General features: G+C 68.5%; 24 protein-coding genes. 12 read left to right on the top strand and 12 right to left on the bottom strand.

Features of this window, described 5'->3' with window-relative positions; translation table 11 throughout:
• Positions 1 to 45: 45 nt before the first annotated feature.
• The 4 genes from WG921_RS04885 to WG921_RS04900 form a co-directional block, all read right to left on the bottom strand.
• Complete coding sequence (locus tag WG921_RS04885) at positions 46 to 1548, bottom strand: oligosaccharide flippase family protein (RefSeq protein WP_340108097.1); 1503 nt, start codon at positions 1546 to 1548, stop codon at positions 46 to 48.
• 143 nt (positions 1549 to 1691) lie between these two features.
• Positions 1692 to 2462 carry a Bax inhibitor-1/YccA family protein gene (locus WG921_RS04890; RefSeq protein WP_340108098.1) on the bottom strand — a complete coding sequence of 257 codons (771 nt, stop codon included), beginning with the start codon at positions 2460 to 2462 and terminating at the stop codon, positions 1692 to 1694.
• A 103-nt stretch (positions 2463 to 2565) separates the two neighbouring features.
• A complete protein-coding gene (locus WG921_RS04895; RefSeq protein ID WP_340108099.1) occupies positions 2566 to 5115 on the bottom strand; it encodes an ABC transporter permease in 2550 nt (849 codons plus the stop codon).
• Positions 5112 to 5807, bottom strand: a complete 696-nt coding sequence (locus WG921_RS04900; protein ID WP_340108100.1) for an ABC transporter ATP-binding protein — start codon at positions 5805 to 5807, stop codon at positions 5112 to 5114. The genes WG921_RS04895 and WG921_RS04900 overlap by 4 nt, the downstream gene beginning before the upstream one ends.
• Before the next feature lie 15 nt (positions 5808 to 5822).
• Here WG921_RS04900 and WG921_RS04905 point away from each other — a divergent pair, with 15 nt between their 5' ends.
• The 7 genes from WG921_RS04905 (at position 5823) to folD (ending at position 11750) form a co-directional block, all read left to right on the top strand.
• Positions 5823 to 6485 carry an arylesterase gene (locus tag WG921_RS04905; protein ID WP_340108101.1) on the top strand — a complete coding sequence of 221 codons (663 nt, stop codon included), beginning with the start codon at positions 5823 to 5825 and terminating at the stop codon, positions 6483 to 6485.
• A 3-nt stretch (positions 6486 to 6488) separates the two neighbouring features.
• Positions 6489 to 7043: an RNA 2',3'-cyclic phosphodiesterase gene (thpR, locus tag WG921_RS04910; RefSeq protein ID WP_340108102.1), complete on the top strand. Its 555-nt coding sequence runs from the start codon at positions 6489 to 6491 to the stop codon at positions 7041 to 7043.
• Positions 7044 to 7144: 101 nt separating this feature from the next.
• Complete coding sequence (locus WG921_RS04915; protein WP_340108103.1) at positions 7145 to 8026, top strand: LysR family transcriptional regulator; 882 nt, start codon at positions 7145 to 7147, stop codon at positions 8024 to 8026.
• Between the two features lie 151 nt (positions 8027 to 8177).
• Positions 8178 to 9854 (top strand): formate--tetrahydrofolate ligase, encoded by a 1677-nt coding sequence (locus tag WG921_RS04920; RefSeq protein ID WP_340108104.1) that lies wholly within the window; start codon positions 8178 to 8180, stop codon positions 9852 to 9854.
• A 55-nt stretch (positions 9855 to 9909) separates the two neighbouring features.
• On the top strand, positions 9910 to 10395 hold the full coding sequence (locus WG921_RS04925) for a hypothetical protein (protein WP_340108105.1): 486 nt from the start codon (positions 9910 to 9912) through the stop codon (positions 10393 to 10395).
• 1 nt (position 10396) lies between these two features.
• Positions 10397 to 10876, top strand: coding sequence for an OsmC family protein (locus WG921_RS04930; RefSeq protein WP_340108106.1), 480 nt, complete (start codon positions 10397 to 10399; stop codon positions 10874 to 10876).
• Positions 10857 to 11750, top strand: coding sequence for a bifunctional methylenetetrahydrofolate dehydrogenase/methenyltetrahydrofolate cyclohydrolase FolD (folD, locus tag WG921_RS04935; RefSeq protein ID WP_340108107.1), 894 nt, complete (start codon positions 10857 to 10859; stop codon positions 11748 to 11750). Before WG921_RS04930 ends, folD begins: the two co-directional genes overlap by 20 nt.
• A gap of 21 nt (positions 11751 to 11771) precedes the next feature.
• On the opposite strand, the gene WG921_RS04940 is transcribed toward folD, so the two are convergent.
• The 4 genes from WG921_RS04940 to WG921_RS04955 all read right to left on the bottom strand — a co-directional run bounded on the left by WG921_RS04940 (position 11772) and on the right by WG921_RS04955 (position 15810).
• Positions 11772 to 13019 carry a lytic murein transglycosylase gene (locus WG921_RS04940; protein ID WP_340108108.1) on the bottom strand — a complete coding sequence of 416 codons (1248 nt, stop codon included), beginning with the start codon at positions 13017 to 13019 and terminating at the stop codon, positions 11772 to 11774.
• Between the two features lie 89 nt (positions 13020 to 13108).
• The gene (locus tag WG921_RS04945) at positions 13109 to 13972 is read right to left on the bottom strand and encodes a C40 family peptidase (protein ID WP_340108109.1); all 864 of its coding nucleotides are present in this window, start codon (positions 13970 to 13972) and stop codon (positions 13109 to 13111) included.
• Positions 13965 to 15356 carry a leucyl aminopeptidase family protein gene (locus WG921_RS04950; RefSeq protein WP_340108110.1) on the bottom strand — a complete coding sequence of 464 codons (1392 nt, stop codon included), beginning with the start codon at positions 15354 to 15356 and terminating at the stop codon, positions 13965 to 13967. Before WG921_RS04950 ends, WG921_RS04945 begins: the two co-directional genes overlap by 8 nt.
• A 40-nt stretch (positions 15357 to 15396) precedes the next feature.
• Entirely contained in the window at positions 15397 to 15810 is a 414-nt protein-coding gene (locus tag WG921_RS04955) for a DUF2799 domain-containing protein (protein WP_340108111.1), read from the bottom strand.
• Positions 15811 to 15965: 155 nt separating this feature from the next.
• On the opposite strand from WG921_RS04955, the gene WG921_RS04960 reads away from it, so the two are divergent.
• Positions 15966 to 16946, top strand: coding sequence for an NADPH:quinone oxidoreductase family protein (locus WG921_RS04960; RefSeq protein ID WP_340108112.1), 981 nt, complete (start codon positions 15966 to 15968; stop codon positions 16944 to 16946).
• Between the two features lie 26 nt (positions 16947 to 16972).
• Here WG921_RS04960 and WG921_RS04965 read toward each other — a convergent pair whose 3' ends face one another.
• Positions 16973 to 17971 carry an NAD(P)H-quinone oxidoreductase gene (locus WG921_RS04965; RefSeq protein ID WP_340108113.1) on the bottom strand — a complete coding sequence of 333 codons (999 nt, stop codon included), beginning with the start codon at positions 17969 to 17971 and terminating at the stop codon, positions 16973 to 16975.
• Between the two features lie 149 nt (positions 17972 to 18120).
• Between WG921_RS04965 and WG921_RS04970 the strand changes: the two genes are divergently transcribed.
• Both WG921_RS04970 and WG921_RS04975 read left to right on the top strand, forming a co-directional pair.
• Positions 18121 to 18792 (top strand): DUF1353 domain-containing protein, encoded by a 672-nt coding sequence (locus WG921_RS04970; protein WP_340108114.1) that lies wholly within the window; start codon positions 18121 to 18123, stop codon positions 18790 to 18792.
• A gap of 67 nt (positions 18793 to 18859) precedes the next feature.
• The gene (locus WG921_RS04975) at positions 18860 to 19600 is read left to right on the top strand and encodes an SDR family oxidoreductase (protein WP_340108115.1); all 741 of its coding nucleotides are present in this window, start codon (positions 18860 to 18862) and stop codon (positions 19598 to 19600) included.
• 32 nt (positions 19601 to 19632) lie between these two features.
• Here the strand turns inward: WG921_RS04975 and WG921_RS04980 are convergent, their stop codons facing one another.
• From WG921_RS04980 to WG921_RS04990, 3 genes are all read right to left on the bottom strand, one after another.
• Positions 19633 to 20073, bottom strand: coding sequence for a MarR family winged helix-turn-helix transcriptional regulator (locus WG921_RS04980; protein WP_340108116.1), 441 nt, complete (start codon positions 20071 to 20073; stop codon positions 19633 to 19635).
• 139 nt (positions 20074 to 20212) lie between these two features.
• On the bottom strand, positions 20213 to 21409 hold the full coding sequence (gene rlmN, locus WG921_RS04985; protein ID WP_413788556.1) for a dual-specificity RNA methyltransferase RlmN: 1197 nt from the start codon (positions 21407 to 21409) through the stop codon (positions 20213 to 20215).
• A gap of 70 nt (positions 21410 to 21479) precedes the next feature.
• Positions 21480 to 22040, bottom strand: coding sequence for an invasion associated locus B family protein (locus tag WG921_RS04990; protein ID WP_340108117.1), 561 nt, complete (start codon positions 22038 to 22040; stop codon positions 21480 to 21482).
• Between the two features lie 256 nt (positions 22041 to 22296).
• Here WG921_RS04990 and WG921_RS04995 point away from each other — a divergent pair, with 256 nt between their 5' ends.
• On the top strand, positions 22297 to 23319 hold the full coding sequence (locus WG921_RS04995) for an asparaginase (RefSeq protein WP_413788565.1): 1023 nt from the start codon (positions 22297 to 22299) through the stop codon (positions 23317 to 23319).
• Between the two features lie 47 nt (positions 23320 to 23366).
• A complete protein-coding gene (locus WG921_RS05000) occupies positions 23367 to 23804 on the top strand; it encodes a hypothetical protein (RefSeq protein ID WP_340108119.1) in 438 nt (145 codons plus the stop codon).

Genomic DNA, 23804 nt, shown 5'->3' on the forward strand with positions numbered 1-23804 from the left:
AGGCGAGATTAGCAGCGAATTCGGCGAAGCAAAGGGCGAGCGGCCTTATTTTATGCCGCGCGCGTAACGTAAAATATCGCGTGGGTGAACTTTGAAAAGCCAGGAGCCGAGCCCAACGTAGATCAACAGGAACGCGAGGATGATCAGCGCGAGATCGCCGGTCTCAAAGCCGGTGAGCGCGCCCGGCGTGAAGGCGCTGTCCAGGGCGAGCACGGTCAGCGCCGGCAGAGCGGCGGCCCCGGCGGACCGCGCGAGCCGCCATAACGGAGCGGCGGCGGCGGTTTCGAAAAATCTGAAGCAGGCGGCGATGCAGATCCCCAAGGCGGCCAGATTGCCCACGAGCGTGGCGACCGCGATGGATTCAAACCGGGTGTCGAAAGCCGCCACCCCATAGCAGGCCGCGAAAATCACAGCCATGAGAAGAGTCTGGCGCTCGACAATGTCCGGCCGGTCCATGACCTGAAAGGTGATCCCGACAAGGGTGAAGGTGAGCCCTGTGACGGCCGAGAGTATCAGGATTCGGAAGGGTTCCGCAGAAGGCTGCATCTCCGGTCCAAGCACCAGCGCGAAAAGAGCCCCCGCGAAGAATGAAGCGAAAAGGCAGGGGGCGAGAGCCACATAGACGAAGATGCAGAGCAGATCCCAGGACCGGGCGAACACCTGTTTTTGATCTGATTTGAATTCAGCCAGCCAGGGCATGACGACGGAAACCGACGGCGCCAGGATTTGCTGGAGAGGCACAACCGAGAGCATCTGCGCGAAGACGTAGAATCCGGCGAGCGTCGTGGAATAGAGCACGCCGATGATGATCTTGTCGCTCTCGCGCACCAGCGCGAGAACGATGCGCCCGCGGAGGGTCGGCCGTATCAGCCGGAAGATGTCGGACATCAGCGCCCGGTCCCAGCGGGGCGGGCCGGGGCGCCAGCGGGAGAGGCCGAAATTGAGCAGGCTGATGACGCCGACGCGCAGAACCAGGAGCGCGATCAGCGCCCAATAGCCGAATCCGGCGACGCCGAGCGCAATGCCGGCCGTGACCCCGACAATGACTCCGCCGATGATCGCGAGCGCCCGGAGATCGTTCCGGAAACAGCGCATCATCAGCGCGCCATGCTGCGAGCCGAGGGCGGTGAAAAAGAGCGCGAGGGACGCGACCGCTCCGGCGCCGATCAGGCGGGGCTCGTCCATCGCCCACGCGATCGCGGGAAGCGCAAGAACGAGAGCGGCCGTCCCGACCGCGCCGCAGGTCAGCGCATACCAGAAAAGCATATCCGTCTCGCGCTCGACCACCCGGGGGCTGCGGAGCATGTAGTAGATCGCCCCGCCGTCGACGATGAGGAGAATGATCGAGATGAACGGCATGATCATGCCGTAGACGCCGAAATCCTCGGCCAGAAGGATGCGTGAAAGAACGATCGTGCTGAGGATCGCGCCGAGAAACTGAAAGACCGCGGCGACGAGGTTCAGCGACAGACCGCGCCCGACGCCGCCGCGCGCAGAGGCGAATCGACCATCCGGCGCGCTGCTTCGCGCCCAGTCTGGTAAGGCCATGTCCGAATTCCCGGTCTTGCAGCGATGAAGTGGGCCACGTCTGATACGCCCCCGCCGCCCCTGGCGCCAGCCCGGGCCGCGCATCACGAAAAAGGGCCGGGGCGTTCGCCCCGGCCCACATCTAGCTTCGGCCGGTTAACGGATCATTCACGCGCCGCGCCGAGGAACTGAAGGAGGAACATGAACATGTTGAGGAAGTTCAGATAGAGGCTGAGCGCCCCCATGATCGCTCCTTTCGACAGATAGGCCGCGCCGTCGGCGCCCATCTGCGAATAGTGCAGATATTCTCTCTTCAGCCGCTGGGTGTCGAAGGCGGTGAGCCCAGCGAAGATCAGGACGCCGATCACCGAAATCGCGAACTGCAGCGCCGACGATGCGAGGAAGATGTTCACCACCATCGCCACGACCAGGCCGATCACGCCCATGATCAGGAATGCGCCCATGCCGGACAGATCGCGCTTCGTCGTGTAGCCGTAGAGGCTGAGGCCGAGGAAGGCGATCGCCGTCACGAAGAAGGTTTGCGCGATCGACATGCCGGTGTAGATCGCGAAGATCGACGAGATCGAGATCCCCATCACCGCCGCAAAGGCCCAGAACACCATCTGGGCGGTCGAGGCGGACATCTTGTTGATCGCCGCCGCGAACGCGAAAACGAAGATCAGCGGGGCGAACATCACCGCCCATTTCAGCGGCGAATTGAAGAGCGCGACGATCACGCCCGAGGGCACCAGCATCGTCTCCTGCTGGGTCATCACCGCATAGAGATCGTTGCCGAAGACGTAAGCCACCACCCCGGTGATCGCCATCGCGACCGCCATCAGCGAGTAGACCTTGTTCATGTAGGCGCGAAGCCCGACATCGATATCGACGCGCGTCGCGCCGCCGTGCCGGACCGCTGTTTGATAGTCAGCCATAAGAGCTGTGTCCTCTCCGTTATCCATCTCTTGCGGAGGCCGCCTGTCCCAGGAAGCCTTCATTCTCTGATAATATCGGTGGAGGCGGCGTGGAATTCAAGCGTTACTCGCGCGCCTTCAGGATCGCCGCCGGCCGGCGCGAAAGGGGCCGCCAGGCGAAGGCGAGTCCGGCGCAGAGCGAGGCGAGAGCGGCGCCGCCGACCACGGCCAGCGCGCCGGGCGCGTCGAAGCGGAAGTCGCTCTCGAGCACGAAAGTCACGACGCCCCAGCCGGCCGCCGCGCCGAAGCCGATTGCGGCGACTCCCGTCGCCGCGCCGACGAGCCCCGCGCGGAGCGCGAAGCTCGCGAGAATCCGCGCCCGGCTGGCGCCCAGAACCTTGAGGATCGCCGCTTCGTAGGCGCGCGCCCGCTCCCCCGCCGCCGCCGCGCCGATCAGGACGACGAGCCCCGTCGCCAGAACCGCCGCCGCCGCCCAGCGGGACGCCGCGGCGACCCCCGCGAGACCGGCCGAGACGCGCTCGATGGCGTCCCGCACCCGGATCGCGGTCACATTCGGAAACGCGCCGCCGACCGCGCGCACGAGCGGCGCTTCGGCCTCCGGGGCGGCGTGGACGGCGGCGATGTGGGAGTGCGGCGCCCCCGCCATCGCCCCGGGGTCGAGGATCATCAGGAAATTGATCCCCATCGCGCGCCAGTCGATCTCGCGGAAATTTGCGATGGTCGCGGTCAGGTCGCGCCCGAGGATGTTGACGCTGATCGTATCGCCGATCCGGAGGCCGAGTTCGCGCCCCTCTTCCGCCGAAAACGAGACGAGCGGCGGCCCGGCGTAATCGGCGGGCCACCATTCGCCTTCGGTGAGCGCCGCGCCCTTCGGCGGCCGGGCGGCGTAGGAGACGCCGCGGTCGCCGTTCAGCACCCAGCGCGCGCCGGGCGCGACGCGCTTGCGCGCTTCCGCGGCTGGCACGCCCGCGAGCGCGGTGACGACCCCGCGAAGCATCGGCGCGGTCGTGATCTCGCCGACGCCGGGCGCGCCTTGCGCGGCGGCGAGGAAGCCGTCGAGCTGCGCGTTCTGGATGTCGATGAAGAAATAGGCGGGGCTTTCCGCCGGCAACTGCTGCGCGATCAGCCTCTGCATGTTGTGGTCGACCTGTCCGATCGCGGCCAGCACGGCGAGCCCGAGCCCGAGGGAAAGCGCGGCGGAGGTCGTCTCGCCGCCGGGGCCGCCGACGGCGGCGAGCGCGAGGCGGAGCGCGGGGCGCCCGCGCGCCGCCCGCGCCGCCTTCGCCGCGCCGCGCCCAACCAGTTTGGAGACGAGCCAGAGCGCGGCCAGCGCCGCCCCGATCCCGGCGATGAACCAGCCGGCGAGCACGGGCGCGCCGGAAAAGGCGAGCGCCGCCGCGATGAGGAGCGCGAGAAGCCCAAGAAGCGCCGCGATGTCCCCCGCGCGCCGAGCGCTCTTCGCCGGGGCGGCGCTGTCGCGGAAAAGCGCCGCCGCGCGCACCCGGCGCACCTGCGTCAACGGCCAGAGCGCGAAAAGAAACGCCGTCAGCGCGCCATAGATCGCGGCTTCCGCCATCGGCGCGGCGTAGAGGCCGAAGAGCGCCGGGACCGGCAGCGCCGCCGCGAAGAGCGGCCCGATCAGCGCCGGCCCCCCGGCGCCGAGCGCGAGCCCGAGCAGGACGCCGGCGCTCGTCAACGCGCCGATCTGGATCAGATAGATCAGGAAAACGCCGCCGCCCGACGCGCCGATGGTTTTCAGCGTGGCGATGGTCTCGGTCTTCTCGGCCATGTAGGAGCGCACCGCCGAGGCGACGCCGACGCCGCCGACCGCGAGCGCGGCGAGCCCGACAAGCACGAGAAACGCGCCGATTCGCTCCACGAACCGCCGAACGCCGGGCGCGCCGTCCCGACGGTCGCGCCAACGCCAGCCGCCCGCCTCGATATCCGCGGCGAGGCTGGATTTCAGCGCGCCGAGGCTGGCGCCCTCCGGCAGCTTCAACCGGAGCGCGCTTTCAAAGAACGAGCCTTCGCCGAGAAGGCCGGAGCCTTCCAGCGCCTCGGTCGCCACGATGACCCGCGGGCCGAGGCTGAACCCGGCGGAGACGCCGTCCGGCTCCGCCGTCAGGGCCGCGGTCAGCCTGAACCGGGCGCCGCCGAGCTTCACCTCGTCGCCGAGCCTGAGCCCCATGCGGTCGATCAGGACCTGCTGCATCACCAGGCCCGGCAGCCCCTCTTGGGGGGCGAGCGCGGCCGAAAGCGGCCCGGTGGGCGAGAGCCCGACCTCGCCGTAGAGCGGATAGGCGGCGTCGACGCCCTTCACCTGCGCCAGCCCGCGCTCGACCTCGCCGCTGATCCGGCTGGTCGCGACCGCCATGGAGCGGAAATCGACGATCTCGGAGAGCTCTTCGGCGACGCCTTGAACCCGGGCGCGCTCGGCCGCGTCCGCCCGCCGGTAGGTGAGGCGGATCTCGACGTCGCCGCCGAGGATGGCGCGGCCCTGATCCGCGAGGCCCGCCTCGATCGCGGCCTTGACCGAGCCGACCGCCGCCACCGCCGCGACGCCGAGCGCGAGGCAGAGAAGGAAGACGCGAAAGCCCCTCAGGCCGCCCCGCATCTCGCGGAGCGCGAAACGAAACGCGAGCGCGGGCCTCACGCGGCTTGCCGCGCGGCGTCGGGCGCTTCCGTCGCCCGGCCATCCTCGATCCGGATCGCGCGGTCGCAGAGCGCGGCGAGCGCCGGCGCGTGCGTGACCAGGATCAGCGTCGCGCCGTGGCGGCTCTGAAGATCGAAGAGCGCATCGACGATCACCGCGCCGGCGGCGCTGTCGAGATTGCCGGTCGGCTCGTCCGCCAGCAAAATCTTCGGGCGCGGCGCGGAGGCGCGGGCGAGCGCCACGCGCTGCTGCTCGCCGCCCGAAAGCTGCGCGGGATAGTGATCTTCGCGTCCGGCGAGGCCCATCGCCGCCAGCTCCGCCGCCGCCCGCTCGAAGGCGTCGCGCGCGCCGGCCAGCTCCAGCGGCGCGGCGACGTTCTCAAGCGCCGTCATCGTCGGGATGAGATGGAAGCTCTGGAACACGACGCCCATGTTGTCGCGGCGGAACCGCGCGAGCGCGTCTTCGTCCATCGCGGTGAGATCGTGGCCGAGCGCGCGCACCTCGCCCCCCGTCGCGCGCTCCAGCCCGCCCATGATCATCAGGAGAGAGGATTTGCCGGAGCCGGACGGGCCGAGAACGCCGAGGGACCGCCCGGTCTCGACCTCGAGGTCGATCCCGCGCAGGATATCGACCGGCCCGGCCTTGGCGGCGAGCGAGAGGCGCACATCTTTAAGGGAGAACGCGGTGGTCATGGAACGGATCCGGAGATGATGTGTGGTGCAGTCCGATATGGCGTGAAAGGGCTGCTGCGCAAGGCGGCGCTGGCGGCGGCTCTGGCGGTTTGCGCCGTCGCGGCCCAGGCGGAGATCAGGCTCGTCGCGCTCGGCGACAGCCTCATCCAGGGATATGGGCTCCCCGCGGAGGAGGGATTCGCGCCGCGGCTGGAGGCCTGGCTCAGGGCGAATGGCGCGCCGGACGCCGTCGTGGTCAACGCCGGCGTCAGCGGCGACACGTCTGCCGGCGGCCGGGCGCGGCTCGACTGGGCGCTCGGCGGCGGAGCGGACGCGCTGATCGTGGAGCTTGGCGGCAACGATCTTCTGCGGGCCATCGACCCGGCCGCCACCCGCGAGAATATCGCCGCGATCCTGAGCGAAGCCGCGGCCCGCGGCCTGCCGGTGCTGCTGACCGGCATGAAGGCGCCGCTGAACTACGGCCCCGACTACAAGGCGGAATTCGACGCGCTCTATCCGGAGCTCGCGGAGAAATACGGCGCGCTCTACGATCCCTTCTTCCTCGAAGGGCTGCCCGGGAAACCGGCGCTCTTTCAGGCCGATGGAATTCATCCCAACGCGGCCGGCGTCGGCAAGCTGGTCGAGCGGTTCGGGCCGCTCGCGCTCGAGCTGATCGCGAAAGCGCGGGACGGGCGCTGAGCCGTGCGTCTCTTCGCCGCGATCGGGTTCGAGCCCGAAATCCGCGACCGGTTGAGCGCGCTTCAGAGGGGCGTGCCTGAGGGGCGCGTGACGGCGTGGGAGAATCTGCATCTCTCGCTCGGCTTTTTCGGCGAAGTCGACGGCGCGGTCGCCGCCGATCTGCACGCCGCGCTGGGCGCGATCAGGGCGCCGGCGTTCGAGATCACGCTCGATGGCGTCGCCGCGTTCGGCGGCGCCCGGCCGCGCCTTCTTTACGCCGGGGTCCGGGCCGAGCCCGCGCTCTTTCATCTCCAAAGCAAGGTCGCGCAGGCCGCGCGCGGCGCCGGCGTGGCGCTGCCGGCGGAGCGGTTTTCACCCCATGTCACCCTGAAGAGGTTGAAGCCGGGCGAGATGAGCGCGTCCCGCGTCGCCCGCTGGCTGCAGGCGGGCGGGGGCTTCATGGCCGGGCCGATCCTCGTGGAGAGCTTCGGCCTTTTCCGCTCGACGCTGGGCCGCGCCGCGCCCGTCTACGAGGAGATCGCGCGCTATCCGCTCGCCGACGGCGCGGGAAGGCGGTGACGCCGCGCGAGCCGTGGCCTCGGCCGCCGCGATTGATATGGTCGGCGGGCGCGAATTAATGAACATGAATTTATATGACCGCCTTGATCACGAGGTTTGATATGACGCGCAATCTCGATCTGACCGCTCTCCGAAGCTTCATGACCGTCGCCGACGAAGGCAAGGTGACCGCCGCCGCGATCCGGTTGAACCTGACGCAATCCGCCGTCTCGATGCAGATGAAACGTCTTGAGCAGGCCTTGGGCCAGCCTTTGTTCGACCGCGCCGGACGCGGCGTCTCGCTGACGTCAGGGGGCGAATTGCTGCTTGGGTACGCGCGGCGGATGGTGGCGCTCAACGACGAGGTCTGGGGCCGGATGACCCATGAGGATTTCGAGGGCGAACTGGTGTTCGGCGTCCCTTGCGACGTGATCTATCCGCATGTGCCGCTGATCCTGCAGCGGTTTCATCGCGAGTTCCCCCGGATGAAGGTCAGCCTCGTTTCGTCCTTCACCCGGCGGCTGAAGGAGGATTGGGCGCGGGGCGCGGCGGACCTGATCCTGACCACCGAAGCGCGGACCGGCCTTGGCGGCGAGCCGCTCGAGGATGGCCGCCTCGTCTGGGTCGGGGCGCATGGCGGCGCGGCCTGGAAGGCGCGGCCGCTGAAACTCGCCTATGAGCGGGGCTGCGTCTTCCGGGCGCTGGCGCAGCGGGCGCTCGACGAGGCGGGCGTCTCCTGGGAGATGGCGGTGGAGAGCGACCAGACCCGCGTGGTGGAGGCGACGGTTTCCGCCGATCTCGCGGTCCACACGCAAATCGCCAGCTCGGTTCCGCCGCATTTCGAGGTGATCGCCCATGACGGCGCGCTTCCGGAACTGCCGCCGATCCGGATCAATCTCTACCTCGCCGACGGCCCGAAACGGCCGCTGATCGAACGGCTCGCCGCCATCGTTCGCGACGCCTACGGCCGCGGCCAGGCGCCCGCGCGGGTGGCCGCGGAATAGGCGCGCCCGTCGCTCAGGTCCGTGCGAAAGAGGGAGGGAGGGCCCCGCGCTTTGACAAGACGCGGCGGATTTCCGACCTATGCAATGCGTCAGGACCGGGATACTCCCGATATAACAAACGAGCGCAGACCCGCAGGGAAGGAAACAAGACATGGCCGCCAAGACCGATATCGAAATCGCGCGCGCCGCGAAGAAACTGCCAATTCAGGAAATAGGCGCCCGGCTCGGCGTTCCGGCGGAGCACCTTCTGCCTTACGGCCATGACAAGGCGAAGATCTCCGCCGAGTTCATCAAGGCGCAGGAATCCCGGAAGGACGGCCACCTGATCCTCGTCACCGCGATCAACCCGACCCCGGCCGGCGAAGGGAAGACGACGACGACGGTCGGCCTCGTCGACGGGTTGAACCGGATCGGCAAGCGCGCGGCGGTCTGCATCCGCGAAGCGTCGATCGGCCCCTGCTTCGGGATGAAGGGCGGCGCCGCCGGCGGCGGCTACGCGCAGGTCGTGCCGATGGAGGAGATGAACCTTCATTTCACCGGAGATTTCCACGCGATCACGTCGGCGCATAACCTGCTCTCCGCGATGATCGACAATCACGTCTACTGGGGGAACAAGCTCGGCATCGACATTCGCCGCATCACCTGGCGGCGGGTCATGGACATGAACGACCGCGCGCTGCGGCAGATCACGGCCAGCCTTGGCGGCGTCGCCAACGGCTTCCCGCGGGAGACGGGGTTCGACATCACCGTCGCGTCCGAGGTGATGGCGATCCTCTGTCTCGCAACCGATCTCGCCGATCTTGAAAAGCGCCTCGGCTCGATCATCATCGGCTATCGGCGCGACAAGAGCCCGGTCTATTGCCGGGATCTGAAGGCGGAGGGCGCGATGACGGTGCTTCTCGCGCAGGCGATGCAGCCCAACCTCGTGCAGACGCTGGAGAACAACCCGGCCTTCGTTCATGGCGGGCCGTTCGCCAATATCGCCCATGGCTGCAATTCGGTGATCGCGACGAAAACCGCGTTGAAGCTCGCCGATTACGTGGTGACGGAGGCCGGCTTCGGCGCCGATCTCGGCGCGGAGAAATTTCTCAACATCAAGTGCCGCAAGGCCGGGATCGCGCCGCAGGCGGTGGTGATCGTCGCCACGGTGCGGGCGATGAAGATGAACGGCGGCGTCGCCAAGAACGATCTCGGGCCGGAGAATGTCGAGGCGGTGGAGAAGGGGTGCCCGAATCTCGGCCGGCATATCCAGAACATGAAGAAGTTCGGCGTCCCGGCGGTGGTGGCGATCAACCATTTCGTCACCGACACCGACGCCGAGATCGAGGCGGTGAAAGCCTATGTGAAGACCATGGGCGCGGAGACGGTGGTCTGCCGGCACTGGGCCGAGGGCGGCGCCGGGGCCGAGGCGCTGGCCTCGAAGGTCGTCGAGATCATCGACGGGAAATCCGCGCAATACGCGCCGCTCTACCCCGACGAGATGCCGCTTTTCGAGAAGATCGAGACGATCGCGCGGGAGATCTATCACGCCGACGAGGTGCTGGCGGACAAGAAGATCCGCGATCAGCTCCGCGACTGGGAGGAGGCCGGCTACGGCCATCTGCCGATCTGCATGGCGAAGACGCAGTATTCCTTCACCACGGACCCGAACCGGCGCGGCGCGCCGACCGGACATTCGGTGCCGGTCCGGGAGGTCCGTCTCGCCGCCGGCGCCGGCTTCGTCGTCGTCATCTGCGGCGAGATCATGACCATGCCGGGCCTGCCGAGCGTCCCGTCCGCCGAGAACATCCGGATCAACGCGGCGGGCGAGATCGAGGGGCTTTCATGAGGGCGGGGGCGGGCTCCGCGCGCGTCGTGTCGAAACCATCAGGAGGAGATGAGCCATGCGCCATCGTGTGATCGTCGCTCTCAGCCTCGCGGCCTGTCTCACGGGCGCGGCCGCGGCGGCGGAGGATCAATATGCGAACTACTATTATCCGCCGGTGACCTCGGAGGAGACCTTCGCGCGGACGCTGACGCCGGGTCAAATCTCCAATCGGGAGGTGCGGGTGAATTTCGTCACCGCCATCACCAAGGCGCAGCTTGCGGCGCCCGAGAGCCCGCGCTACGTGCTTTTCGAGAAAGGGGCCGACTCGGATCGTCTGATCGTCGTCGCGCTCGACGACGAGGTGTTCCGGACCCTGTTCCGCGCGCGGGCGCTTCTCGCGCAGATGACCTCGAACCTGCGCGGGACGGAATTCTTCCGGGAGCAGAACCTCGACCTGGAAGGGACGTTCTACGACATTCTGCAGGTGATGGGGTTCACGTCGCTTGTCATTTCCGACGGCTCGGAATGGGCGCATCGGGTCAATTTCAAACCTGAGGAATGAAATGAAGCATGAGGCGCGCGTAAGATGGAAGCTGAGAGGCGACATGGCTTCGGGCCGCTACTCCCGCGCGCATGAGCTTCTTTTCGACGGCGGCGCGGTGGTGACCGGCTCTCCATCCCCGGGGATCGTGCCCGCGCCGTGGTCGAACCCGGCTGCGGTCGACCCTGAGGAGGCGTTCGTCGCGGCGCTCGCCGCCTGCCATATGCTCTGGTTTCTGGACCTCGCCCGCCGCGAGGGCTTCACCGCCGAGAGCTATGACGACCGGGCCTTCGGCGTGATGACGAAGAACGACGCCGGCGCGCTCTGGATCAGCCATGTGACGCTCCGCCCCAAGGTCCGCTGGACCCACGGGCCGGACGCCGAAGCGGAGGCCGCGCTTCACGAGGCGGCCCATCACGCGTGTTTCATCGCCAATTCGGTGAAGTCGGAAATCACCATCGAGACGCCAAGGGGAGATCGCCATGACCGCCGCCCTCATTGACGGCAAAGCCTTCGCCGCAACGATTCGCGCGCGCGTCGGCGCGCATGTCGCAAAACTGAAGACGGAGCATGGCGGAACGCCCGGCCTCGCGGTGGTTCTGGTTGGAGAGGATCCGGCCTCCGAGATCTATGTCCGCAACAAGGGCAAGCAGACAGTCGCCGCCGGGATGGCCAGTTTCGAGCATCGGCTCGACGCCGCCACCTCGGAAGAGGAACTTCTGCGGCTGATCCGCCGGCTGAACGAGGACCCGGCGGTGCACGGGATCCTCGTGCAACTGCCGTTGCCGGATCATCTCGACGAAGATCTGGTCATCAACGCGATCGCTCCCGAGAAGGACGCGGACGGATTTCATATCTCGAATGTCGGGCGCCTCGCCACCGGACAGAAGGCGATGGTTCCCTGCACGCCCCTGGGCTGTCTGATGATGCTCCGCGAGCGCCATGGCGACCTGTCAGGCAAGAGCGCGGTGGTCCTCGGCCGCTCCAACATCGTCGGCAAGCCGATGGCGCAGCTCCTGCTTCGCGACAGTTGCACCGTCACCATCGCCCATAGCCGCACGGTTGACGTCGCGGAGGTCTGCGCGGGCGCGGATATTCTCGTCGCCGCTGTGGGGCGGCCGGAATTGGTGAAGGCGAACTGGGTGAAGCCCGGCGCGACGGTGATCGATGTCGGCATCAACCGGATTCCGGGGGAGGGCGGCAAGATGCGGCTGGTCGGCGACGTGGATTTCGCCTCCGTCGCCCCTGTCGCCGGCGCGATCACGCCCGTCCCGGGCGGCGTCGGGCCGATGACCATCGCCTGCCTGCTGGCGAATACGCTGACCGCCTTCGCGCGGGCGAACGGGCTCCCCGAGCCGGAGGGGCTGACGGCCTGAGCCCGGACCCCTTTCCGGCGTTCAGTTCCCGGCGGCGCGGAGCGCGCCAAGAAGGGCGGCGGAGGCGTAGCCGTCCGGGGTGAGACCGCGCGCGGCCTGAAAATTCCGGATCGCGGCGCGGCTCATCGGGCCGATGATCCCGTCGACGCCCTGCGTGTCGAACCCGAGGCCGGTCAGCCGGCGCTGCATCTCCTCCGCCTCCGAACGGCTCAGCGGCGGATCGCTCCGCGGCCACGCGGTCTGGAACGGCTGGCCCCCCCCGATCCGGTCGCTGAGATGGCCGACCGCGAGCGCATAGGATGTGGCGTTGTTGTACCTGCGGATCACGTCGAAATTCGAAAAGAGCGCGAAAGCGGGCCCGTTGGCGCCCGCCGGAAGCAGGATCGCCGCCTCGCCATGGTCGGGGAGCGGGCCTCCGTCGACCAGGGTGACGCCGGCGGCCCGCCAATCCGCGACCGGGCGGCGGAGGTCCTGATCCGCGAGCGTGAAATCGAAGCCGCGCGGCAGCGCGACCTCGACCCCCCAGGGCTCGCCCAGCCGCCAGCCGAACCGGGCGAGATAATTCGCCGTCGACGCGAGCGCGTCGGCCGGATCCGTCGCCCAGAGATCGCGCCGGCCGTCGCCATCGAAATCGACCGCGTAAGCCTGAAACGATGTCGGGATGAATTGGGTGTGCCCCATCGCGCCGGCCCAGGAGCCGACCATGCGGCCGGGCGTCACGTCGCCCGCGTCGATGATCCTGAGCGCCTCGATCAACTGCTCTTCGGCGAAGGCGCGGCGGCGGCCTTCATAAGCCAGCGTCGCCAGGCTCTCGATCACCGGGATCGAGCCGTAATTGACGCCATAGGCGCTCTCCAGCCCCCAGATCGCCAGAACGACGGTGGGGTCGACGCCGTATGTCGCCTTGACCTGCGCGAGGGTGGCGGATTGCGCCGCCAGCTCCTCGCGCCCGGTCGCAATGCGGGAGTCGGAGACGGCGCTGTCCAGATAGCTCCAGATCGGGCGGGTGAATTCGGGCTGGAACCGGTCAAGCTCCACCACCTTGTCGTTCGGCGAGACGCCGGCGAAGGCGCGATCGAAGGTGGCGGCCGAGATTCCGGCGGCCAGCGCGCGCTGGCGGAACCCGGCGCGCCAATCGGCGAATGACGCCGCCGGCCGGTCCGGGGCGGCGTTGGGCGTCGGCGCCGTCGCCGGCGCTTCCGCGCCGCCGGGCGCCGCGCACCCCGCGAGCCCGAGAGCAACCACCGCGAGAATCAATGGTCGATACATGCCCGCTCCATTCTGCGTTGCGCCTCCGGCGTTCATCTAGCGTAGCGGGCGCCGCGATCCAACTGTCGGATCGACCGGCGCCGCGCTGGTCAAAGCGTCAATCGGCGGACGCCGAGGATCTCGCCGTCCTCACCCGCCGCGATGCGGGCGCGGGCGGTCTCGTACGGCTCCGCCGTCACCGCCATGTGGTGGGCGTTGGCGTGCAGCAGCATGGTGGGAGACGCCATCACCCCGACATGGCCGCGCCAGAAGACGAGATCGCCGCGCTTCAGCGTTTTCGGCGAAACGCCGCGCCCGAGCGCGGCCATCTGCATGTCGCTGTCGCGCGGGCATTCGATTCCCGCGGCGTGAAGCGCCGTCTGCACGAGGCCGGAGCAATCGAGCCCGGCCGCGGAGCGTCCGCCCCAGAGATAAGGGACGCCGATGAACCGCTCCGCCGTCGCCACCCAGAGCGAATCGCGCGCGCCGAGCGGCTTCAGCGCGACCTTCGCCGCGTATCCGCCGGGATCGAGCGCGAGAAACGCGCCGCCATTGTCCGCCTTCACCGTCATCCGGGCGCCGAACGGCACCGCGCCGATCGGGCGCGCTTTCACGTCCGGCTCGGGAAAGATCAGCGCCTGCAACGCGGCGACGCGATGCGTCGGCTTCGAGGCCGGCTCGGGCATCAGGTCGGCTTCGGGGACGTAACCGACATATCCGTCGAGCGACGCCTGCCCCCAGGCCCAGCCGCGCTCGATCTCGTAGGCGGTGAAGTCTTCGCCGAAAAGCATCTGGCTGACCTGCTCCGACTCCGCATCGGGCGCCGCGCTCAGCGGCGCGATCGGGACCGAGACGCGCATCGGCTGGCCGGAGGCGTAGGTCGCGGCCTCCACCACGCCGCGCATTTCCAGCGGCGCGAGATCGGGCCGGATCGGGGTGATCCGCGGATCGCCCTGAAAAGGATCGTCAGCCATATCGGGCCTCCAGAAGCGCGAAAAGCGCGCGCGCGGCCATGCATTCGCCCCCTTTGGGGCGTCCGGGCGCGGCGGTGTTGGTGAAACCGTGAATGTCGAAATGCGCCCATGGAATCCCGGCGCCGACGAAGCGGCGGAGGAAAAGCGCGGCCGTGATCGCGCCGCCGAACCCGCCGCTTGGCGCGTTGTCGATATCCGCGATCGGCGATTTCAGGGCCTCGTCGTAAGGGTCGTAAAGCGGCAGACGCCAGATCGGATCGCGCGCCTGCGCGGAGGCCCGCTCCAGACCGGCGGCGAGGGCGGCGTCGTCGGTGAAATAGGGCGGCAGGTCCAGCCCGGTGGCGACCCGCGCCGCGCCGGTCAGGGTCGCGATGTCGAAAAGAAGCGCGGGCGCCTCTTCAGAGGCGAGCGCCAGCGCGTCCGCCAGCACGAGCCGGCCCTCGGCGTCCGTGTTGCCGATCTCGACCGTGAGGCCGAGGCGGGAGGTCAGCACGTCCCCCGGCCGGAACGAGGCGGCGGAGATCGAATTCTCGACCGCGGGAATCAGGACCCTCAGCCGCACCTTCAGCCCGCGCGCCATGATCATGTGCGCGAGCGCGAGCGTGTTCGCCGCGCCGCCCATGTCCTTTTTCATCCAGCGCATGCCGGCGGCGGGTTTCAGGTCGAGCCCGCCGGTGTCGAAGCAGACGCCCTTGCCGACGAGGGTGACCTTCGGATGCGCCGGGTCGCCCCATCCGATGTCGATCAGGCGCGGCGCCTCCGCCGCGGCCCGGCCGACGGCGTGGATCATCGGAAAATTCGCGTCGAGAAGGGCGTCGCCCACCGTCACCTCGATCGAGGCGCCATGGCGCTCGGCGAGCGTGCGCGCCGCTTCCGCCAGCGCCGCCGGCCCCATGTCGCCGGCCGGCGTGTTGATGAGATCGCGCGCGAGCCACGCGCCCTCCGCGATGGCGATGATGCGCGCGGCGTCGACCCCCGCCGGAGGGATCAGCCGCGCCTTCTGCGCCGGCGCGCTCTTGTAGCGGCCGAACCGATAGGCGGAGAGGAGCCAGCCGAGCGCGGCCTCATCGGCTTCCTCCGCCGTCAGCGCGCCTTCGAGACTGTAGACGCCCTCCGGCGCCTTCGCGGCGAAGCCCCCGATCGCGAACCGCTTCGCGGCGCGGGCGCGGGCGTCGCCCCAGCCGAAAAGCGCGGATTTCAGCCCGCCGTCGTCATCGGGAATCAGCACGGTCTCGCCAAGCTCGCCGGAAAACCCCTGAAGCCGCGCCCAGGCGGCCTCCGCGCCGGGCATCGCGTCGAGCGCCGCCGGCGCCGCCGCGCGTTCGATCAGATGGAGCGGCGTGGCGGGCGCGTCGGCTCGCGCGTCTGCGAAAGTGGGGGTCATGGGTGCGGCTCCTTCGGGCTCGTCAGGTCAGAGATGCGCGTCAGTGATAAAAGCCGAGGCCGAAGGAGCCGAGCCCGATTCCGACCCCGCCGCCCACGCTGACGCCGTGGTTGCCGACGCCGACGCCGATCTGCGGGTAAATCCGGGGATAGCCGCCGGTCCGCCGATACTCATCGTCCCGAGGCTCGTAGGCGGGCTGCGCGCCGCCCGCGGCGGTCCAGCCTTCGGTCCAGGCGGCCTCGTCCGCTTTGCTGAGCGCCGCGCCGCCGCGCGCGCACGCCTCGCGATACGCCGCCAGCCGAGAAAAATCCGCGCCATCGAGGCCGTCCTCGTAGCCGACCGCGCGCCAGTTCGCGGCGCATTGCGCCGGCGTGAGCGTCGCGGTCGTCGCGGCGCAGGCCGCGAGCGCGAGAACGGGGAGAAGCAGGAGGAGAGCGATGCGCGTCATCAACATGATTTAGCACCGCCGCACGGCGAAATCGAGCCCGCCCGGGCGCCCGCGCCGATATGACGGGCCGCGCGCGCGCCCCGGCCGCGAACGCCCGACAGCGCTTGCCAAAGCGGCCGCGGTCAGGCTTTCTGCCGCGAATCCCGCACAAGAGAGGAACCATGATGAGAGCTCTGATCTGCGCCGCCTTCGGGCCCTACGCCAGCCATGAGGTGAAGGACGTTCCAGCCCCCGCGATGAAGCCCGGCCATGTCCGGATCGCGGTTAAGGCCGCGGGGATGAATTTTCCCGATATCCTGATCGTCGAGGGCAAATACCAGATAAAACCGGAATTTCCGTTCTCGCCCGGCGCCGAATGCGCTGGCGTGGTGACGGAGGTCGGCGAGGGCGTCGAAGGCTTCTCCATCGGCGACCGGGTGTTCTACGGCTCCGGTTACGGCGGGTTCGCGGAAGAGGTGGTCGCGCCCGCCGAGAAGGTGTTCCACATTCCCGACAACATGAGCTTCGAGCAGGGCTCGGCGATCAATCTCGTCTACGGGACATCCTACCACGCGCTGAAGGATCGGGCTCGGTTGAAGCCGGGGGAGACTCTCTTCGTTCTCGGCGCCGCGGGCGGGGTCGGTCTCGCGGCGGTGGAGCTCGGCAAGGCGATGGGCGCGACGGTGATCGCCGGCGCGAGCTCCGAGGAGAAGCTGGAGGTCGCGAAGGCGCACGGCGCCGATATGTGCGTCAATTATGCGAAAGAAGACATCAAGACGAAGGTGCGCGAGCTTTCGGATGGCGGCGTCGACGTGGTTTACGACCCGGTCGGCGACAAGCTGGCGGAGCCGGCGTTCCGCGCGCTCGGCTGGGAGGGGCGGTACCTTGTGGTCGGATTCGCGGGCGGCGAGATTCCTCGCCTGCCGCTCAATCTCGCGCTCCTGAAATCAGCCGATATTCGCGGCGTGTTCTGGGGCCAATGGGTGGCGAGGAACCCGGAGAAGCACCGTCAGAACGTGGCTGAATACCTGCAGCTCTTCTCCGAGGGCAAGATCCGCCCGCGGATCTCCGCCTCCTATCCTCTGGAGGATTTCGTCAAGGGCTATGACGACCTCGCCAAGCGGCGGGCGATGGGCAAGGTGGTCCTGACCATGGGCGGCTGAGCGCCGCCCACTTGAGGGATGAAGCTTCAGGCCGTCAGAACGATCTTGCCGATATGGGTCGAGCCTTCCATCAGGCGATGGGCGGCGGCGGCCTCCTCCAGCGGGAAGCGGGCGGCCATCACCGGCTTCACCCGGCCGGCCTCGATCAGCGGCCAGACCTTCGAGAGGAGGCTGGCCGCGATCGCGGCCTTTTCGGTGTCGGAGCGCGGCCGGAGGGTCGAGCCGGTCAGCGTCAGGCGTTTTCGCATCACGGGCGAGAAGTTCAGCTTCACCTCCGCGCCCTTGAGGAAGGCGATCTGCACGATCCGGCCCTGATCCGCCGCGAGCTTCATGTTCCGGGCGATGTACTCGCCGCCGACCATGTCGAGCGTCAGGTCGACGCCGCGGCCGCCGGTCGCCTCCTTCAGCACCTCGACGAAGTCCTGCTCCTTGTAGTTGACCGCGATCTCCGCGCCGAGGTCGCGGCAGATCTTCGCCTTGTCGGCGCCGCCGACGGTGGTGAAGACGCGCGCGCCGAACGCGGCGGCGAGCTGGATCGCCGTCGTGCCGATGCCGGACGAGCCGCCATGGACGAGAAACGTCTCGCCGCCGCTGAGCCGGCCGCGGTCGAAGACGTTGGTCCAGACGGTGAAGAACGTCTCCGGCAAGGCGGCGGCCTCCTCCATCGAGAGGCCGGCCGGGACGGGCAGCGCGTGATCCTGGTGGGTGACGGCGTATTCGGCGTAGCCGCCCCCGGCGAGGAGCGCGCAGACCTGCTGGCCGACCCGCCAGCGCGTGACTCCGGCCCCGATGGCGACGATTTCGCCCGCCGCTTCGAGGCCGGGGAGATCGGAGGCGCCCGGCGGCGGCGGATAGGCGCCGGCGCGCTGGAAGACGTCGGGGCGGTTCACCCCCGCCGCGGCGACCCGGATCAGGATCTGGTCGGGCTCGGGCGCCGGCAGCGGGCGCGTCGCGGGGAGAAGGACTTCCGGCCCGCCCGGCTTAGAGATTTCGACCACACGCATTGTTTTGGGCAGTTCGGTCATAGCGCTTTCATTCCCTCGGAGGCTGTGAGAATCTTCAACCCTGACTTATGGAGGCGATCCGGTGCGCGCGAAACCCGTAAATTCCGACCTTTCGCCGCGTATTCCGGGCGGCGCGCCATTTATCCGCGGCCAACGAGAGTGGGAAGCCGATGAGTGAGCCGGAGGAGCGCCAACCCGTTTCGATCACGCGCGCCAGTTTTCAGGCGGCGAGCAATTACGAGGGGCTCTCATCGAAAGAGCGCCGCCGCCGCCGGGCGGAGACGCGGGCCAAGGGGGCCCCGCCGGGTCTGATCGCGCAGAAGTGGGTGACCGACGACGCCTTTTGCTACGATGTCGGCCATCCCGGGTCCGGCGAACGCCATGTCGTCGGCAAGGGCTATGAGTTCGACGGCGCGAGCGTCCCGTTCCCGCTTACGGTCCTGGTGCCGCAAACCCATTCTCTCTATCTCGCCGCGGCGGCGCTTCATGACTGGCTCTATGAGGTCGAGCACGAACTGGTCGAGCGCGAGAAGGCGGATGCGATCTTCCGCGAGGCGATGATGGTCCTCGGCCTCAATTGGGTCTGGGCGGGATTGATGTGGCGGGCGGTGCGGGCCGGAGGCTGGGCGGTCTGGTATTCGCGCAAGCCCGAGACCATCGAGTGGCGGCTCCTGCAGGCGCCGGCGCTGCTCCGGGTTCCGATCGTCTGGCTCGTCACGCTGGTTCGCGGGCTTTACGGCGCTTTCCTGATCGATATCTGGTCGCTCCCGAAATATCGCGCCGAGGCGCGGCGGATTCAGGCGCTCGATGCGACGGAGGCGGAAGGTTGCCCCCTTGCCTGATCGCGCTTTGCGGGTCAGGGTCTGCGCGGACTTCAGTGAAAAACAAGCGATAAATAGGAGAGACCACATGGCGAAAACGGCGCTCATCACCGGCGCGGGCAGCGGAATCGGCCGCGCGACGGCGCGCGCGCTTGCGGCGAAGGGGTGGCGCGTGGCGCTGGTCGGTCGGCGGCGCGACGCGCTGGAGGAAACCGCGGCCGAGATCGGCGAAGGCGCGCTGGTCGCCCCCGGCGACATCGCGAAGGCCGATGACGTGGAGCGGATCTTCGTCGAGGTCGCGACCGAGTTCGGCCGGCTCGACCTGCTTTTCAACAACGCCGGGCGCGGCTCCCCGGTCGCCGATATCGACGAGATGACGCTGGACGACTGGTATGGCGTCCTCGACGCCAATCTCAACGGCTCGGTGCTTTGCGCGCGCGCCGCGTTCGCGCTGATGAAGCGGCAGGATCCGAAAGGCGGCCGGATCATCAACAACGGCTCGATCAGCGCCTATGCGCCGCGGCCCGGCTCCGTCGCCTACACCGTCACGAAACATGCGATCACGGGGTTGACGAGGTCGCTCTCGCTCGACGGGCGCAAGCATGGCATCGCCTGCGGCCAGATCGATATCGGCAACGCGCTGACCGAGATGGCGGCGAGGATGGTGGACGGCGTGCCGCAGGCCGACGGCTCGATCAAGGCCGAGGCGGTGATGGATCCGGACCATGTGGCCGCGGCCGTCGCGCAGATGGCGGAATATCCGTTGGAGACCAACGTCCTCTTTCAGACGATCATGGCGACGAACATGCCCTTCGTCGGCCGCGGCTGACCGGAGCGACGCCCTGAAGCGACGCGGCGCCGTCAGCCGTCGGCGCCGCGCTTCATCGTTTCGATCGTCCTTCGCATCAGATCGAGAAAGACCTCCCGCTCCGCTTCGGTGAGATCCGCGAGCGCTTCCGCGTTCCGCTCTCTGACGGCTTTGAGCGCGGGGGCGCGAAGGGCGCGCGCCCTGTTCGTGAGCCGGATGCGCCGCACCCGCCCGTCATCGAGATCCTGTTCGCGGGTGATGAGCCCGTCGCGCTCCATCCGGCCAAGCGTGTTCGCCATCGTCGCCTGCTCGATATCGAGGCGCAGGACCAGCTCCTTCTGGGTCAGCCCGTCCTTCTCCCAAAGCTCCAGCAGCGCCGGCAACGCGCCGACGCCGAGGCCGAGCGGCTTGATTCTGGCCAGAAGGCCGCGCGTGAACAGGCGCGCCATGTGATTGGCGAGATAGCTCGCGGCGTGGTCCTTCCGAAACTTCATGAGCGTCTCCACGTATCGAATAGCGCGCTATGCGAATATGCATCGCAAGCTATGGGAGAGTCCGTCTGCAAGGCGGGCGCGCCGATCGGCGCGCCCATGGGAGTTCGGATTCTTGTTCAGAGGAAAGCCGCGGCGCCGCTCAGGCGCTGGCGGCCTCCGCCGCGATCGCGGCGCGGCTTTTCCTTGCGCGTTCGGTCGCGGATTTGAGCTGCCCGCAGGCGGCCATGATGTCCTGCCCGCGCGGCGTGCGGACGGGGCTGGCGTAGCCGGCGCGATTGACGATTTCCGCGAAGGCTTCGATCCGGTCCCAGTCGGACCGCTCGTAAGGGGCGCCGGGCCAGGGATTGAAGGGGATCAGGTTGATTTTCGCCGGAATCCCGGCGATCAGCTTCACCAGCCGGCGCGCGTCGGCGTCGGAATCGTTCACATCCTTCAGCATCACGTATTCGAAGGTGATTCGTTCGGCGTTGGAGAGCTTCGGCCAGCCGCGGCAGGCGTCGAGCAGCGCCTCGATCTTCCATTTCCGGTTGATCGGCACCAGCGTGTCGCGAAGCTCGTTCGTCGTCGCATGGAGCGAGATGGCGAGCATGCAGCCGATCTCCTCGCCCGCCCGGATGATCTCGGGAACCACGCCGGATGTGGAGAGCGTGATGCGCCGGCGGGAGAGGCTGAGCCCCTCGTTGTCCATCGCGATCCGCATCGCGTCGCGCACATTGTCGGTGTTGTAGAGCGGCTCGCCCATGCCCATCAGCACCACATTGGAGAGAAGACGCTTCTCGCCCATGGGTTTTCCGGCGGCGGCCCATTCGCCGAGATCGTCGCGGCAGACCAGGATCTGGCCGACGATCTCCGCGGTCGTCAGGTTCCGCACCAGGGTCTGCGTGCCGGTATGGCAGAACGTGCAGTTCAGCGTGCAGCCGACCTGGGAGGAGATGCAGAGGGTGCCGCGGTCCTCCTCCGGAATGTAAACCGCCTCGACCTCATGGCCGCCGTCGATCTTCAGGAGATATTTCCGCGTGCCGTCTTCGGAAATCTGGCGCTCCGCCACTTCGGGGCGGGCGATGCGGAACCGGTCCGCCAGCGCGGCGCGGAACCCCTTCGAGAGGCTGGTCATCGCCGCCGTGTCGGCCGCGCCCTTCTGATAGAGCCAGCCCCAGATCTGCGCCACGCGCATGTTGGCCTGCCGCTCGGGCGCGCCGGCCTCGATGACGGCGGCGCGCAGCGCGGCGCGGTCCATGCCGATCAGATTCGGCTTCAGCCCTTTCGGCGCGACGCGCGGCAGGACGCGCGCATCCTGCGTGATCGCTCGCATGGGGGGAAAGGCGGCCTCGGCCATTGATCTCTGTCCTTGAACAAAAAAGCGCGCCGCAATGGAACGCGGCGCGCATCCTACATCAAAAGCGCGCTCATTTGCAGAGCGCGCGCGCCTCGTCCAGCGCGGCGGTGAATCCGCTGAGCGAGAACCGGTCGATCGTCGTCGTCCCGCGCGTGGAGACGCCGGTGACGTTCGCGGTGACGCCGCGCTTCATGGCGGCCACGATCTTGGCGTCGCTTTCGGGGCTGTCGGCCCAGGCGCCTTCGCCTTCGGTGAAAAGTTCGAACTTGTCGGAGCCGATCTCCATCTTCACCGAACTGCCGCTCCGGAACGGATAGCCGCCGATCATCGACACCTCGTTCAGGACCTGCGAGCCGGGGCGGATCGCCACCATCAGATAGATGTCGCCCCGATTGACCGAGACCGGCTTGCCGCCGCGCAGCGCCCGCGACGACACGGGTTTCGAGACCACCCAGCATTGCCGGTCGGCCGCGGAGCCCTGTTTGAAGATGCTCCAGTCGCGCTTCGCCCCGATGCTTTCATTCGTCTCCTGCGCGAAGCTTGCGTTCGGCGTCACGACAAGCAGCGCCATCAGCATCGCCATCGCCGCGCCGATCCAGTATGCGCGGCCCATCCAGTTTTCTGTCGCCATATCAACTCTCCGCCTCACTGCCGACCGAGGCCTGTCGCCTCTCTTGTTCGTCCGGTCGATGGGGATACTATGCTGAAATACTGGGGCGGCGCCACCCTTGGCGGCGGCGCGGCGTTTCGCGAAGCTGGCTTTTTTCGTCGGATTGGATCATTCGATGATCGCTGTGCGGGCGCCGCCCGGCGCGGCGTGTCGAAATCATGGATTCGGCCGCCCGGCCCTGAATTTGACGAGGAGCTTTCGGATGACCGATCCTGACATGAGCGACCCGATCCTCGCGACCCGTGAGCGCGCCGGGTTCATCGAGCGCGTCCATCGCGGCCGCGTCGCCATTGTCGACGGCCGGAGCCGCGATGGCGCGCTCGTCGCGGCGCTTGGCGATGTGGGCGCCGCCTTTCTGCCGCGCTCCTCGTGCAAGATCCTGCAGGCGCTGCCGATGGTGGAGAGCGGCGCCGCCGATGCGGCCCGCCTTTCGCCGCGGCGGCTGGCCTTTTCCTGCGCGTCGCACCAAGGCTCGGACGCCCACGCCGCCCTCGCCGCGGAGTGGCTGGCCGAGATGGGGTTGGGCGAGGCGGATCTGCTCTGCGGCGCGCAGGCGCCGGGAGATCAGGAGACGCGGGAGCGTATGATCCGCGCGGGCGAGGCGCCGTCGCAACTGCACAACAACTGCTCCGGCAAACACTCGGGCTTTCTCTGTCTGGCGCGGCATCTCGGCGCGCCGCTGAACGATTATGTCTCGCCCGGGCATGCGGTTCAGAAAGCGGTGGCCGCCGCGACGGCCGAACTCGCGGACGAGGCCCTCTCCGGGTATGCGATTGACGGGTGCTCGGCCCCGAATTTCGCGGTGTCGCTCACCGGGCTGGCGCGGGCGATGGCGCGGATCGCGGCGGCGGAGACGGCGCTGAAGGGCGCGCGGCGGGAGGCGGCGATCAGGCTGCGCTCGGCGATGGCGGAACATCCGTTCGAGGTGGCTGGCGAAGGGCGCGCCTGCACCGACCTCATGCGGGCGGGCGGCGGGCGCCTCGTGGTGAAGACCGGGGCCGAAGGCGCGTTCATCGCGATCCTGCCTGAGCGCGGGCTTGGCGTCGCCCTGAAGATCGACGATGGAAACACGGCGGCGGCGGAATCCGCGATGACGGGGATCCTTGTGGCGCTCGGCGCGCTCGACGCCGCGGATCCGCGCGTCGCGGCGCGGCTGACGCCCCGGGAGGTGAACCGGCGCGGCCTGATTTGCGGCGGCGGCGCGCCAACCGAGGCGATCATGAGAATCACGCTAAGTTAAGATTTAGCGCCGATAACGCTTTCTCGAAAAAGAGGAAGGCGCGTCGTATGCGGATCGAGAACACCCGGAGCCGTGGCCCGAACTGGCCGGGCGGCGTGAGGCATCTGGCCCCCGCGGTCGAGGTCCGGGTGGACCGGGCCGCGCTCGCGGCGCTCCGCGCCGAAGTCGGGGCGGCCGCTTTCGATGAGGTGTTCGAGACCGCGGCGTTCGAAGCGGCGGAAGGCTTCGGCCGCATCGAGGCGCTGCTCGCGAAGGAGATGCTCGCGTCGCTCGCGCTGGCGGCGGCGGATATCGCCGCGGTTTCATGCGTGGTCGGCCTCGCCGGAGTGGCGGATATCGCGGCGGACCTCGCATCTGTCGCGGAAGCGGGCGACGGGGTTGCGGCGCGCGCGATCGGCGCGCGGCTGCTGCGGGTTGGCGAAGAAAGCCTGATTCACGCCGCCGAGCTCAGCGTCGAGCTCGGCGCGCGCGCGGAAGAGGCGTGA

This window comes from Paludibacillus litoralis (assembly GCF_037646705.1).
Lineage (GTDB): Bacteria > Pseudomonadota > Alphaproteobacteria > Rhodobacterales > Rhodobacteraceae > Pikeienuella > Pikeienuella litoralis.

Coding starts and splice junctions, on each gene's coding strand:
- WG921_RS04900 (WP_340108100.1), bottom strand. CDS start 5,807: ATGACCACCGCGTTCTCCCTTAAAGATGTGCGCCTCTCGCTCGCCGCC.
- WG921_RS04990 (WP_340108117.1), bottom strand. CDS start 22,040: ATGGCGACAGAAAACTGGATGGGCCGCGCATACTGGATCGGCGCGGCG.
- WG921_RS04915 (WP_340108103.1), top strand. CDS start 7,145: ATGACGCGCAATCTCGATCTGACCGCTCTCCGAAGCTTCATGACCGTC.
- WG921_RS04975 (WP_340108115.1), top strand. CDS start 18,860: ATGGCGAAAACGGCGCTCATCACCGGCGCGGGCAGCGGAATCGGCCGC.
- rlmN (WP_413788556.1), bottom strand. CDS start 21,409: ATGGCCGAGGCCGCCTTTCCCCCCATGCGAGCGATCACGCAGGATGCG.
- WG921_RS04995 (WP_413788565.1), top strand. CDS start 22,297: ATGAGCGACCCGATCCTCGCGACCCGTGAGCGCGCCGGGTTCATCGAG.
- WG921_RS04930 (WP_340108106.1), top strand. CDS start 10,397: ATGAAGCATGAGGCGCGCGTAAGATGGAAGCTGAGAGGCGACATGGCT.
- WG921_RS04890 (WP_340108098.1), bottom strand. CDS start 2,462: ATGGCTGACTATCAAACAGCGGTCCGGCACGGCGGCGCGACGCGCGTC.
- WG921_RS05000 (WP_340108119.1), top strand. CDS start 23,367: ATGCGGATCGAGAACACCCGGAGCCGTGGCCCGAACTGGCCGGGCGGC.
- WG921_RS04945 (WP_340108109.1), bottom strand. CDS start 13,972: ATGGCTGACGATCCTTTTCAGGGCGATCCGCGGATCACCCCGATCCGG.
- WG921_RS04920 (WP_340108104.1), top strand. CDS start 8,178: ATGGCCGCCAAGACCGATATCGAAATCGCGCGCGCCGCGAAGAAACTG.
- WG921_RS04965 (WP_340108113.1), bottom strand. CDS start 17,971: ATGACCGAACTGCCCAAAACAATGCGTGTGGTCGAAATCTCTAAGCCG.
- WG921_RS04960 (WP_340108112.1), top strand. CDS start 15,966: ATGATGAGAGCTCTGATCTGCGCCGCCTTCGGGCCCTACGCCAGCCAT.
- WG921_RS04925 (WP_340108105.1), top strand. CDS start 9,910: ATGCGCCATCGTGTGATCGTCGCTCTCAGCCTCGCGGCCTGTCTCACG.
- WG921_RS04905 (WP_340108101.1), top strand. CDS start 5,823: ATGATGTGTGGTGCAGTCCGATATGGCGTGAAAGGGCTGCTGCGCAAG.
- WG921_RS04970 (WP_340108114.1), top strand. CDS start 18,121: ATGAGTGAGCCGGAGGAGCGCCAACCCGTTTCGATCACGCGCGCCAGT.
- WG921_RS04885 (WP_340108097.1), bottom strand. CDS start 1,548: ATGGCCTTACCAGACTGGGCGCGAAGCAGCGCGCCGGATGGTCGATTC.
- WG921_RS04955 (WP_340108111.1), bottom strand. CDS start 15,810: ATGTTGATGACGCGCATCGCTCTCCTCCTGCTTCTCCCCGTTCTCGCG.
- folD (WP_340108107.1), top strand. CDS start 10,857: ATGACCGCCGCCCTCATTGACGGCAAAGCCTTCGCCGCAACGATTCGC.
- WG921_RS04980 (WP_340108116.1), bottom strand. CDS start 20,073: ATGAAGTTTCGGAAGGACCACGCCGCGAGCTATCTCGCCAATCACATG.
- WG921_RS04950 (WP_340108110.1), bottom strand. CDS start 15,356: ATGACCCCCACTTTCGCAGACGCGCGAGCCGACGCGCCCGCCACGCCG.
- WG921_RS04940 (WP_340108108.1), bottom strand. CDS start 13,019: ATGTATCGACCATTGATTCTCGCGGTGGTTGCTCTCGGGCTCGCGGGG.